Genomic DNA, 12887 nt, shown 5'->3' on the forward strand with positions numbered 1-12887 from the left:
AAAGGAACTGCCGCACTCTCGTGCGGCAGTTCCTTTTTTCAGTTGAACTTGTAAATCTTCCGGGCCAGCCGGTACAGACGCACCGACAGCTTCCGGCCCTGATAGCCGGGGATGTTGCTCACAAAGGACAGGGAGCGGTATTTCAGCTTGTGGTACAGTTCCGGGCTTCTGGAGCGCAGATACTCCCACAGCTCCGTCTTTTTCCCCAGGGCGGCGGGCGAGCCGTCAATGATAAGGAAAATAGAGGAAATGGTCATCATCATGGACAGGTAGTTCACCATGTACCGGGCCAGCTTGGGCTGGGACCCGTACAGCTGCTTCAGGTTGTGGCTCTCGATCATCAGCTTGGTGACCCGCACCTGCTGATCCACCCGGGTGACCATCACCTTTTCGTTCACACTCTGGTCCGCCCGTCCGATGAAGTAGCGGTACAGGTCAATGTCCATGTAATACATGCTCTTCACCGCAGGCAGGGGCTGGTAGACGAAAATGTTGTCCACATAGAAGGTGTGCTTGGGCAGCTCCAGACCGCAGTCCCGCAGCAGCTGGGTACGGTAGATCACCGAGTGCATCAGCAGGTACTGGGAGGGCCGGAACCGGCCGATCTCATTCCAGGAGAAGATCCTGCCCTCCGGGAATACGTTGGTGTACCGCATCACCTTCCGGGTGTTGTCCTCCACGTGCTCGTAGACGTAGTTGGCGATGAGCATGTCCACCGGCTGCTCCATGGCGGCAAACTCCCGCAGCTTGTCCAGGGCTTCGGCCAGAGCCTTTTCGTCCAGCCAGTCATCGGAATCCACCACCTTGTAGTACAGGCCGCTGGCCCGGCGCAGGCCCTGGTTGACCCCCTCGCCGTGGCCGCCGTTCTCCTGGTGGATGGCTTTGACGATGGTAGGATACTCCGCCGCGTATTTGTCGCAGATGGCCGGGGTATCGTCTTTGGTGGAGCCGTCGTCCACCAGAATGATCTCCACATCCTCCCCGCCGGCAAGCAGCGTGCGGACGCAGTGATCCATGTAAGCCGCAGAATTGTAGCAGGGTACGGCAAATGTGATGAGCTTTGACATGTATCTGTTCCTCACTTCAGCAGTTCGTCACACAGCTCCAGCGCCCTGGCGGCGATGGCATCCATGTTGTAGTATTTATACTCTGCCAGCCGGCCCAGCAGATGGAGGTTGGCGTAACGTCCGGCCGCCGCCTGATAGCGGGCATAGAGCGCGTTGTTCTCCTCGTTGATGATGGCGTAGTAGGGGATCTCCCCCTCCGCGCCGGTATAGGCCCGGGAGTACTCCTTCATGGTGGTGGTGATGCCGGGCAGCTCCTGGCCGGTGAGATATTTGAACTCGGTGATGCGGGTGTAGTCCTGATCCATGGTGTAATTCACCGTGCCGTGGCTCTGCCAGTGATCCGCCTGGTGGGTCTCAAAGACAAAGTCCAGGGTGCGGTAGGGCAGCCGGCCGTACTGCCAGCCGAACAGCTCGTCCGCCGCGCCGGTGTAGATCACGATTCCCTCAAAGGGCTCCCCATCCAGCAGGATCTTGTCCCCCGCCAGCTTCATCCGCTCCAGGGCGTCCACCCCGGTCTCCACCGTCACGTCCGGGTGATCCAGCAGCCGCTTGAACATGGGAGTATAGCCCTCCAGAGGCATACCCTGATACTCGTCCTGGAAATAGCGGCAGTCCTCCGACAGGAACACTGGCACCCGGGCAGTAGTGGCCGGGTCGATCTCCTCCGGCTTCTGGCCCCACTGCTTCATCGTGTAGCGGACAAAGACGTGCTCATATACGTAGTCGGCCAGGGCGCGGATCTCCGGGTCGGCGTTCTGCCGCAGCTCCAGAATGGTCACCTTCCGCTCCGGGCCGTAGGCGTCCAGCAGCTTCTTCTCCAGCGCTTCGGCCTGCTCCTGCGGGAATACCGTCCGGAGGGACACCAGGTTGAACGGTACCGGCAGCTCCAGCCGTCCCTCCCCCTCCGGGATGTTGGCCACCACCTGGTGCTGATAATTCAGCCAGGCGGTGAAGCGGGACAGATAGTCAAACACCCGCTTGCTGTTGGTGTGGAAAATATGGGGGCCGTATTTGTGGATAAGCACGCCGGCCTTGTCGAAGCAGTCATAGGCATTGCCGCCCACATGGGGCCGGCGCTCCAGCACCAGCACCCGCTTGCCGCCCCGCTCGGCCAGCTCCCGGGCGGCTACGGCCCCGGCCATGCCGGCGCCGATCACCAGGCAGTCATATCGTGGATCCATTGGGATCTTTCCTCTCTTAAGCGGTTTTTTATGTGACCTATTGTATCATATATAAAAGGAGCCTGTGATAAAAAGCCATTAAACTTTCCTTAATATTTGCTCAGGTTTACCGGCTGGAGCCGGACTGCCCATCCTTCTTCTCCGGACCGCCCAGGAAGCACTCGGCATAGTGATCCATAGCATGGCGGATAACCCGGATAGCGGCCTGCCGGTCGTTTACGTCGCCAGCCATTGCCTCTTTTCCTTCCAACGCCTTGTACACGGTGAAGAAGTGGGCCATTTCGTCAAAAATGTGAGGCGGCAGGTCCATCAGATCCTGATAGGTATTATAGGTGGGATCGGAGAAGGGAATGGCAATGATCTTCTCATCGTTCTTCCCGCCGTCCAGCATGGAGATGTAACCCACCGGGTAGCAGCGCACCAGGGTCAGGGGGTCCATGGCCTCGGAGCACAGCACCAGCACGTCCAGCGGATCGCCGTCGTCGCCATAGGTGCGGGGGATAAAACCGTAGTTTGCGGGATAGTGGGTAGAGGTGTACAGGACCCGGTCCAGAATGATCAGGCCGGTCTCCTTGTCCAGTTCATACTTTTTCTTGCTGCCCTTGGGGATCTCGATCACAGCGATAAAGTCTTCCGGCTGGATGCGGGCAGGATTGATATCATGCCAAATATTAGACATAAAAACGTCTCCTTTGCAAATTGGTACCGCAGAGCGCGCTCTGCCGGCCCGCGATATTTGCGCATGCTATATTATATCTGTCCGGGCGGCAAAATACAAGTATTGGCCGCAAAACGGCGCGGGGCGGAGGAAATCCTCCGCCCCGCGCCCAGGCTCAATCCGGGAGCCGCTTACTGCATGCCGTTCTCGTAGGCCTGGATCATCTTCTTGACCATCTGGCCGCCCACGGAGCCGGCCTCACGGCTGGTCAGGTCACCGTTGTAACCCTGCTTCAGGTTGACGCCCACTTCCTGAGCGGCCTCCATCTTAAACTTGTTCAGAGCCTCACGAGCGCTGGAAACCACGGGCTGGTTGCTGTTGGTGTTAGACATACGCTTTGCATCTCCTTACATGTTTTTGTTTGCGGATCAACGATCCGAACATAGCTTTGCCCCAGCCCGATTTTCTATGCGGGAGATCCCCTGCCAATCCATGGAGCACAAAAATCATCCATTTTTATTGATCTTCTCCGGTTCCGCCTTTTGCCCCTGTCGGGTGTAGAGCAGCACGGCCAGGGCCACGGTGACCGGCACCGCCAGCACGATCCCGAAGCTGCCGGACAGCCCCTGCATGACGGCGATGCCGATGTTGTTGGAGTTGATGATCTGCTGGTAGGGCAGATCATAGGCGTAGTCCAGCACCAGCATGGAGACGCTGCCGCCGGCAAAGGCCAGGATCAGGGTATTGGAGTCGGTGCCCATCATGTCCCGGCCCACATGCATCCCCGCCTTGAACAGCGCCCGGCGGGAGATGGCGGGATTCTGGGCGTGGAGCTCGGCAATGGCGCTGCCGATAGACATGGCCACATCCATCACGGCGCCCAGGCTGGAGATCAGCAGGCCGGAGAAGAGCAGCCCTCCCACCTGGACTCCGCTGGTGCTGGACAAGGTAAGCAGGCTTTCAATGTCCGATACGTTCCAGCCCGTGATACCGCTGGCCAGGCTGAACAGCGTGGCGGCCACGCCGGCGATGATGACGCCGGCCACCGTGCCGCCGGTGGCCACCAGGGTCTTTTTGGTGGGTCCGCCGATGAGATACATGGTGACCAGGGTGGTGACGATGCAGAGGAACACCGCCACCCAGAAGGGAGACCAGCCCCGGTACACCAGGGGCAGATACACGAACAGGATACAGAAGAAGGTAAAGACCAGGCCCAGCGCTCCCTTGAGGCCCTGCTTGCCTCCCACCAGACAGAGGATCAGCAGATAGGCGGCCGCAAAGGCGTAGATCACCCACTCGCGGTCCTGGGCGTAGACGCTGGTGACGGTGGAATCTCCCGCCACGCTCTGCATGACGATGACCCGCATCCCCACCGTGCAGCCCGCGCCGAAGAGGAAGCCGGAGGAACTGGTGGTCTCCAGCTTCTGCCCCGCCCGGACGCCGGTGGTCATACGCACCAGCACCCGCTGCTCCCCCACTCTGGAGCCGTCGGGCTGGAGGTTGTCCTGGAGGATCTCCGTCACCACACCCTTTTCAAAGGTCTGTCCCTCCCGGTTCACCAGGGCGATCCGCTCCCCCCGGTTGATCCAAAGGATAAACAGCACAAATACCGCCAACAGGAGCAGCGGGATGCCCCACCGCAGAAAACGTGATTTGGTCATAAGCTTTGCTCCGCCTTTCTATTTGAAAAAGATTCCCGGCGGCTGTGCCGCCGGGAATCTGTGTCTCACTCAGTTGTACCGTCCGCTCAGGCGCCCAGGGACACGCCCAGGGTGGCCAGGAAGTCGGCGGTCACATAGTAGTTGCCGTTGGCCAGCATGGCCCCGGTGGTAACGCTCTTGCCGTCCACAGAGAGGGTCAGGGAGACGGCGGAGCCGGTGGTGGGGTCGGAGGAAGGCACAGCGTCGGTGTAGGCGGCGCCGGTGGTGAGCACCACGCCGTTGTTCCACACCACGTTGAACTGGCTGGCGGTGCCGTTCACGGCGGCGGCAGCGTCCCGCAGGCGGTAATAGGTCTGGCCGCCGGCGGTGAGGGTGGCCACGTCGGCCCCGTCGGTCTTCTGGATGGTGAAGGCGTCGTCAATGGCCTCGGTCTTGCCGGTCTCGGTCACCTGGTAGGTGATGATGGAGAAGGAATCGTCATCCATCTCGATAACGGAGTAGGAGGGCAGCCAGTTCTGGCTCCGGGCGGCGATATAGTCCTGCTGGGCGGCGATGAGTTCATAGAACTTGGAGCCGGAGGCGGAGTTGGCGGTCATATACAGGGTGCCCTTGGGGTTGACCACGGTGTTGCCGGTGGTATCCTCAATGGTATAGCAGCCGTTGTCGGCCTGGAAGGCGTCGTGGGCGGCGGTACCGGCGGTGTCGCTCTCCTCGGGGTACAGGGGGATCTTCTCGTCGGTCTGGGTATTGTAGGCGTTGTTCCAGTCGTAGTCGGTGCCCTCGTCGTTCAGGCGGAACTCGTAGGTACCGTGGGTCTGGCCGTCGCCGTAGAGCAGCTTGGAGCGGCTGTAGGTGTGGTCGTGGCCCTGGAGCACCACGTCGATGTCGTACTTGTCAAAGATGGGGGTCAGCTGGGTACGGAGGATCATGCCGTCGGTGTCGGAGTGGTCCAGGCCGGTGCCGTAGATGTCCTGGTGGATGGTCACGATGCGCCAGGTTGCATCGGGATCGGAGGCCACGGCCTGCTGGATGGTCTTCTCATGCTCGGCCACATTGTAGTTGTTGGTGTTGAGCACGATGAACAGGCCCTCGCCGTAGGAGTAGTAGTAGTCGCCGCCCGCCTCGGTCTCGCCGTAGCCGGTGTTGTTGGGGTTGTTGAAGTGGTAGCTGTAATCGGGATTCAGGGAGTCGTGGTTGCCGATGGTGGTGGCCACGGGCAGGCCGGCCAGCACGGAGGCGGACAGATAGCCGGCGTACTCCTCCTCCTTGGCCTTACCGGTCTTGTTGACCTGGTCGCCGGCGGAGATGATGAAGTTCAGGTCGGGATTCTGGGCGGAGGCGATCTCCAGGGTGCGGTTCCAGGCAAAGGAATCGTTGCGGGCGGCAGTGTTGCCGGCGCCGGAGTCTCCCTTCAGGGTGTCGCTGCCCTGAGTCTGGCCCTTGGAGGCGCCGATCTGAGGATCGCCCACGTAGAGGATCTTCACGCTGTCAAAGCTGCCGGTCTTGTACTCCTGAACCTCAGTCTGGACGCCGTTCTTCTCCACGGTGTAGTAGTAGGTGGTGTTGGCCTTCAGACCGGTCACCACCACGTGGTTGTAGTTGTAGGCCACGCCGTCGGTGAGGCTGGTGTCCACCTGGCCGGAGGTGCCGGTGAAGGCGGTCAGGCTGTTCTTATCGGTACCGAAGTGGACCACAGGGGTGGCGGTCTTGCCGCTCTCGCTCTTGCTGTACCAGGCAAAGTTGAGCTGGGTCTCATCCGCGCCGGGAGTGAGAGAGACCTTGGTATAGTCGGTGGCCGTGGTATCCCACTGGCTGACCCACGCCTGCCACTGGGCGGAACCGCCGGTCACGCTGCTGTCGTTGTAGCTGGCCGCCAGAGCGAAGGGGCACGCGCTCAGGACCAGGGTTCCGGCCAGCACGCCGGCCAGGATCTTTTTCCGTTTCTGCATCTGTTCCAACTTCTTTCATCAGTTTAGGATTTTACTTCTCGAACCACCGCGCAGTATATCACCAGAAAAATTGCTGTACAATACATTTCCGGCAACATTTACGCACTTTTTACTTTATTTACATTGTTTATAACCGGCATTTTCCGCGCTGTGGCGCACGTCTTTCGCCCGAGCTGATCCTATTGCGGAAATGATTCGGAAATATCTGTCTGTTCTGATACCCTCTTCCGCATTTCTTACATTTGTGTAAAAGAAATAAAAACTTTCTCTTAATCTTCTGTTAATTGGTATGTAACACTCTTGTAATATCTACAGAACGTGCTATGATAGGCTGCACCGGAACTGAGGCAGAGCCTCTGCTCCGGTGCGCTTTGTTTTCACGGTATTTGGAGGAACTGCATACTATGTCAATCTTGGAATTCGTGAAGGCGCTGAACTGGAGCATTGCCATTCTGTTCACGCTGCTGTACCTGTATCAGGGTCTTTACCTGATCATTGGCCTGGTGTGCCGCAGGCACAAGGACCGTCATGAGCCCAGCCGTCTGCACCGCTTCGCGGTGATTGTCTCCGCCCGCAACGAGGAGCAGGTGATCGGAGAGCTGCTGGATAGTTTACATCAGCAAAACTACCCCAAGGAGCTGCTGGATCTGTATGTGGTGGCGGACAACTGCACCGATGACACCGCCGGTGTGGCCCGGAAGGCCGGTGCCTTTGTCTATGAGCGCAGCGATCAGCTCCACAAGGGCAAGGGCTATGCCATGGACTATCTCTTCCGCCGGCTGAAGGAGGAGGGGAAGAACAACTATGACGGCTATTTTGTCTTTGACGCCGACAACCTGGTGGACCCCAACTTTGTGCGGGAGATGAACCGCACCTTCGACAAGGGCTACGACGCCGTCACCTGTTACCGCAACTCCAAGAACTTCGGGGACAACTGGATCTCCGCCGGGTACTCCATCTGGTTTTTGCGAGAGGCCCGCTTCCTGAATTTTCCCCGTACCCTGTTGGGTACCAACTGCCACGTGTCGGGCACCGGGTTCCTGGTGTCGGCCAAGGTTATCGAGGAGAACGGCGGCTGGCCGTTCCACCTGCTCACTGAGGACATCCAGTTCTCCGTGGACTGCGCCATTCAGGGCCGCCGCATCGGCTACTGTGACAAGGCTGTGATCTATGACGAGCAGCCGGTCACCTTCCGGCAGTCCTGGGATCAGCGGCTGCGCTGGTCCAAGGGCTTCTACCAGGTGGACCGGGAGTACACCGTGCCGCTGATCAAGGGCTTCTTCCGCCCTGGCCGGCTTGGTACCTCCTGCTACGACATGTTCGTCACCGTGGCCCCCGGCATGCTGCTCACCCTGGCCATGATCCTGTTCAACGCCGTGATCCTGGCCGCCTGCCTCACCCAGCCCGCCTACCTGGCCGCCCGGGTGATCCACGAGACGGTGGGCTTCATCACCTCCGCCATCGGCAACTTCTACCTGGGCCTGCTGCTCTACGGCCTGTGTACCGTTCTGTCCGAGTGGCGCCACATCCACGCCCCGGCCGGCAAGAAGCTGGTCTATGTGCTCACCTTCCCCATTTTTATGCTCACCTACATCCCCATCTCCATCGCCGCCCTGGTGCGCAAGGTGGAGTGGAAGCCCATCTATCACACCGCCACCAAAAAGGTGGGCGGCCTGAGCTGATGCCCCTGATAAGGAGACCGCCCGCTGCTCAAGGCAGCGGGCGGTTTTTCATGATTCCATATGTCGGCCCAGAAAGCCGGCGATGGTCTGGGCCAGCTTGTAGTCCGTTTCATTGCTGGTCTGTTCCGGATCGGCGCTGACGAAAAGCACGCAGCCCAGCACGTCGCCCTCTGACAGGATGGGGGCCGCGCAGGTGGCCACATACTTGTCGCTGTCCTCACACACCGGCACCGGCGTGCCGCCGGGCTGGATCTGATAGATCTGGCGGCCCTCCATGATCTGCTCCAGCTCGGAAGAGATCCGCTTGTCCGCCAGGTCCCGCCGGGGTGTGCCCGCCACGGCAATGCAGGCGTCCCGGTCGGTGATCACCGCGATCTTGCCGGTGGTTTTATTCAGGGTCTCACACATCTGGCCGGCGAAGTCGCCCAGGCCGCCCATCAGGGAATACTTTTTAAAAATGACGCCGCCATCCTTATCGGTATAGATCTCCAGGGGGTCGCCCTCCCGGATGCGCATGGTCCGGCGGATCTCCTTGGGGATGACCACCCGGCCCAGGTCGTCGATGCGGCGCACAATGCCAGTCGCTTTCATATCCAAACTCCTCCTGCGGTTGTGGTTACAGCACTTAGTATCCGCAGGTTTCTTTTACCTATGCAGCAGGAAGGGGTGGTTTCATCTGGAAAAGTGCGCAAAAATGTCCTCCAGGTCGTTATGACCCGGAGGACATTTTTCTGTCGAATTAAATTCCTTTCTCTACGACCTGAGCCTTGATCAGGTTGGTGGTCCCGGACCGGCCCAGAGGAACGCCGGCGGTGATGACCACTGTCTCGCCCGGCTTCACGGCGCCCTCCTTCCGGGCCACGTCCACCGCCAGGGAGAACATCCGGTCGGTGGAGTCCACCTCGCCGGACAGATAGGCGTGGACGCCCCAGGAGATGGCCAGCTGACGGCGGCTGGACTCGTTCTGGCACAGGGCGATAATGGGGCAGGCGGGGCGGAAGCGGGAGATCACCTTGGCGGTGTAGCCCGACCTGGTAGCGGCCAGGATAGCGGAGGCGTTCAGGTCCATGGCGGTCAGGCAGCAGGAGTGGGTGATGGCGTCGCTGATGCCGGACACCACAGGCAGCAGGCTGCGCTCCCGGAAGCGGCCCCAGTAGTCGATGGCCTCCTCGGCGGCCACCACGGTGCGCACCATGGTGCTCAGGGCCTCCACGGGGTACTTGCCGGAGGCGGTCTCACCGGACAGCATCACGCAGGAGGTGCCGTCAAACACGGCGTTGGCCACGTCGGACACCTCGGCCCGGGTGGGACGGGGATTGCGGATCATGGAATCCAGCATCTGGGTGGCGGTGATGACCGGCAGGCCCGCCCGGATGGTGGCCTTGATGATCTTCTTCTGCAGGATGGGCACCTCGTGGGCGGGGATCTCCACACCCAGGTCGCCGCGGGCCACCATGATGCCGTCGGCGGCGGCGATGATGCCGTCGATGTTCTCCACACCCTCCCGGTTCTCGATCTTGGCGATGATGCGGATCTTGTCTCCGCCGTGCTTGTGCAGCTCGGCCCGGATATCCTCCACGTCGCTGGCCTTGCGGACGAAGGAGGCGGCGATGAAGTCGAAGTCGTTGTCCGCCGCGAACTTCAGGTCCTCCCGGTCCTTGTCGGTGAGGGAGGGCAGCAGGATATGGACGTCGGGGATGTTGATGGACTTGTTGCTGGACAGGGGGCCGCCGTTCTCCACCTCGCAGCGGATGGCGTGGCCCTCCACGCTCTTGACCCGCAGCTCGATCAGGCCGTCATCCACCAGGATGCGGCAGCCGGGACCCACCTCCTTATGGAGGTTCTCATAGGTCACAGACACCTGGTTCTCATCCCCCGGCACGTCGTCGGTGGTCAGAGTGAAGCTCTGGCCCTGGTCCAGGGTGACAGGACCGTCGGCAAAGGTCTTGATGCGGATCTCCGGGCCCTTGGTATCCAGAATGGTGGCCACCGGGGCGCCCAGGGTATCACGTACCTTCTTGAACATATTCAGTCGGGCCAGCTGCTCGGCATGGGTGCCATGGGAAAAATTGAAGCGGGCGGCGTTCATGCCGGTACGGATCAGCTTTTCAATGGTCTCCGCATTGTCCACAGCGGGGCCCAAGGTGCAGATAATTTTCGTCTTTCTCATATCGTACCTCCATTGGGTATCCGGTCTCATACTTTTGAATATAAAAACTCGGAAATATCATACACCATTTGCCCCACTTTGGAAAGAGGAAATCAAAGTGTTTTTTCTTAATGCCAATAAACAAAGTAAGGTACCTGCACAGCCGCAGGCGATACAGCCGGCCAGCATCAGGTTTGCGCCCCCCAGGTCCAGGGTCCAGCCCGCCAGCAGGCCGCCCAGCATACCGCCCAGGCCGTTGGAGGCCACCATCATCACGGTCTGGCCCCGGACCCGGTCGGCCTCAGGCACCGATTCATTGACAAAGTACACCGAGGCGGGGGTAAACAGGCCGTAGCCCAGCACCTGGATGGGCTGCACCAGCAGCACGCCCAGAAAGTTTGTGGTGAGCAGCAGCAGCACCCCCTTCAGGGTGCCGAACAGCATACTGAGCATCACCAGTCTGCCGCTGCCCAGCCGCCGCAGCAGCCTGCCGAAGAACCAGGCGGTGGGCAGCTCCGCCCCGCCCATGAGGAACAGGGCCAGGCCCAGGTCGGCCTCGGTACCGCCCCGGCTGGTGACGATATTCACCAAAAAATTGGACAGAGGCATGATCCCTGTCAGACCCAGCAGCACCCCCGCCAGCATCAGGGTGAACCGGGGATTGCTCTTCAGCAGGGACAGGGCCGACTGGGGCTTGGGTCCCACCTGCTCCCCACACCGCCTGGCGCCCCGCCAGGCCGGGTAGGAGGCCACCAGGGCCGCCTCCACACCCACCAGGATCAGGTGGGTGAGCAGGGTGCTCTCCAGGCCGGTCTTTCCCACCTGAAGGCCCAGCAGCACACACACCACGGCATAGGCCATGGAGCCGATCCCCCGGCCCAGGCTGTACCGGATGGGTACGCCATCATTGATGAACTGGACCGCCATGGCGTCCATCAGGGGGTAGGAGGACACCTCCAGCCCGCCGATCACCGCCCACACCAGGGTGGTCTCCCACAGCCCCATGCCGGGGTCCAGCCAATACCAGGCCCCCGCCCCCAGGGAGAGCACCAGGGAGAGGGTGACGATCCACTTCAGGGGGATCTCGGGATGCCGGTCGGCAAAGCCCCCCAGCAGGGGCTGGCAGATGATACCGGCCAGGCAGCGCACCGCCGTCATCAGGCCCGCCTCTCCGTTGGAAAAGTTCCGCTCCAGCAGCAGGGCGGTCTGGTAGGCCACAATGGCGGCGAACATGGCCCAGAAGCCCGCCTGCATCACGATATAGTGGTAGTCCAGCCTACGGAAGGAGGGCCGGTTCTGTTGTTCTTCCACGCTGCTCACTCCGTCTTATCGAATTCAAACATGTTGTCCAGTCCGGCGGTGCTGGCGGTATAGAGGGTGAGCACCAGGTCGGGGTCCACCTCCTGGATGGTGTCCATCAGGTCCCCGGTGAAGTAGCGCAGGTCGATGGTGGTCAGCTCCGAGCAGGACAGGGCCAGGAAGGGGGCCAGCGCGCAGGAGAAGGACTCCCGGATCAGCACCACCTTGGGGCCGTTGGGATTCTTATGGTTGGTCATGGTGGCCATGGCGTAGTCCCCGCCGGAATAATAGGTGTAGGGGTTGCCGTTGAACCAGTCCCGCTCCGCCACCCGCTCGGGGAAGCACACCGACTGGTCAAAGGGCCCGGAGCGGGTAAAGCTGCCGTCGCTGTTGGCATAGGTCAGGTCGGTGTCAAACTTGGGGGTGTAGATGGTAAAGTCGTCCGCCCCGGCGTACAAGGTACCCACCCGCTTGCCCTGACTGCCCAGGAAGAAGTCCTCCAGCACCCTGGTATTCCAGTTGTTGGGGTCGGTGAGGGCGGACGGGGTCTCAAAGCCGTAGCGCAGGTCCAGCTCTCCGGTCAGATTCTGCCAGGCAAAGAAGGCCGCCTCCGGCTTCCAGTGGTGGTCGGTGTTGAAGAACCAGTTGGAGTAGATGCCGTTGCTCTCAAACAGGGGCCGCAGGTCGATGTAGTCCACCCCCTGCTTGTCCAGCGCCTCCAGATAGGCGTCGCAGGTGGCGTTGCCGTTCTCCTCCAGGCCGTCGGGCAGCATATCGCCCCCCCGCTTGATCTTCTGGGGGGCGGCAATGTACAGGTAGGGCACGCCATGGGCCTCCAGCTCTCCGGCAAACTCCGCCGTGGCCTCCGCCCGGGCGTCCACCGCCGCCTGGTCCGGCTGGGCGGCCGCCCCCAGATTCACAAAGTTCAGGGCCCCGGTGGACAGCTTGGCCACCGTGTTGCCCGCCACCATGTCCTGGATCACCCGCCGTCCGGAGAGGCGCTGCACCCCGCCGTAGAGCTGGATGAACAGATGATCCCGGTCCAGATCGGAATTCACCGCGCTCTCCGCACCCTCCAGCAGAGCCGACGGGTCCCGGTCCCGCACCGTGGTCTTGAGCAGGGTCTCCAGCTTGCCCTCGCCCCCCAAAAAGGAGGTGGCCACCAGCACCAGCCCCGCCGCCGTCAGCAGCAGAAACAGGATGGCGGTTATGGTATTGCGTCGTTTCATAGGCTTCTCCCG

At 61.0% G+C, this 12887-nt stretch carries 11 protein-coding genes; 1 reads left to right on the forward strand and 10 read right to left on the reverse strand.

Annotation, left to right across the window (positions count from 1 at the left end; translation table 11 throughout):
- Window positions 1–38: 38 nt before the first annotated feature.
- From E0E41_RS08760 to E0E41_RS08785, 6 genes are all read right to left on the reverse strand, one after another.
- Complete coding sequence (locus E0E41_RS08760; protein ID WP_130869586.1) at window positions 39–1067, reverse strand: glycosyltransferase family 2 protein; 1029 nt, start codon at window positions 1065–1067, stop codon at window positions 39–41.
- Window positions 1068–1078: 11 nt separating this feature from the next.
- The gene (glf, locus tag E0E41_RS08765; protein WP_130869587.1) at window positions 1079–2248 is read right to left on the reverse strand and encodes a UDP-galactopyranose mutase; all 1170 of its coding nucleotides are present in this window, start codon (window positions 2246–2248) and stop codon (window positions 1079–1081) included.
- 106 nt (window positions 2249–2354) lie between these two features.
- The gene (locus tag E0E41_RS08770) at window positions 2355–2927 is read right to left on the reverse strand and encodes an inorganic diphosphatase (RefSeq protein WP_130869588.1); all 573 of its coding nucleotides are present in this window, start codon (window positions 2925–2927) and stop codon (window positions 2355–2357) included.
- Window positions 2928–3097: 170 nt separating this feature from the next.
- Window positions 3098–3298, reverse strand: a complete 201-nt coding sequence (locus E0E41_RS08775) for an alpha/beta-type small acid-soluble spore protein (RefSeq protein WP_087346855.1) — start codon at window positions 3296–3298, stop codon at window positions 3098–3100.
- Window positions 3299–3412: 114 nt separating this feature from the next.
- On the reverse strand, window positions 3413–4567 hold the full coding sequence (locus E0E41_RS08780; protein WP_130869589.1) for a YibE/F family protein: 1155 nt from the start codon (window positions 4565–4567) through the stop codon (window positions 3413–3415).
- Window positions 4568–4653: 86 nt separating this feature from the next.
- Window positions 4654–6516, reverse strand: a complete 1863-nt coding sequence (locus E0E41_RS08785; protein WP_130869590.1) for a purple acid phosphatase family protein — start codon at window positions 6514–6516, stop codon at window positions 4654–4656.
- Between the two features lie 404 nt (window positions 6517–6920).
- Between E0E41_RS08785 and E0E41_RS08790 the strand changes: the two genes are divergently transcribed.
- Entirely contained in the window at window positions 6921–8198 is a 1278-nt protein-coding gene (locus E0E41_RS08790; RefSeq protein ID WP_130869591.1) for a glycosyltransferase family 2 protein, read from the forward strand.
- 48 nt (window positions 8199–8246) lie between these two features.
- Here E0E41_RS08790 and E0E41_RS08795 read toward each other — a convergent pair whose 3' ends face one another.
- The 4 genes from E0E41_RS08795 to E0E41_RS08810 form a co-directional block, all read right to left on the reverse strand.
- The gene (locus tag E0E41_RS08795; RefSeq protein ID WP_130869592.1) at window positions 8247–8789 is read right to left on the reverse strand and encodes a stage V sporulation T C-terminal domain-containing protein; all 543 of its coding nucleotides are present in this window, start codon (window positions 8787–8789) and stop codon (window positions 8247–8249) included.
- Between the two features lie 148 nt (window positions 8790–8937).
- Window positions 8938–10368: a pyruvate kinase gene (pyk, locus tag E0E41_RS08800; RefSeq protein WP_242623739.1), complete on the reverse strand. Its 1431-nt coding sequence runs from the start codon at window positions 10366–10368 to the stop codon at window positions 8938–8940.
- Window positions 10369–10425: 57 nt separating this feature from the next.
- Window positions 10426–11658 (reverse strand): MFS transporter, encoded by a 1233-nt coding sequence (locus E0E41_RS08805; protein WP_242623740.1) that lies wholly within the window; start codon window positions 11656–11658, stop codon window positions 10426–10428.
- Between the two features lie 5 nt (window positions 11659–11663).
- Window positions 11664–12875 (reverse strand): DHHW family protein, encoded by a 1212-nt coding sequence (locus tag E0E41_RS08810; protein ID WP_130869594.1) that lies wholly within the window; start codon window positions 12873–12875, stop codon window positions 11664–11666.
- Between the last annotated feature and the right edge of the window lie 12 nt (window positions 12876–12887).

It is taken from the genome of Intestinimonas massiliensis (ex Afouda et al. 2020), assembly GCF_900626285.1.
Classification (GTDB): Bacteria; Bacillota; Clostridia; order Oscillospirales; family Oscillospiraceae; genus Flavonifractor; species Flavonifractor massiliensis_A.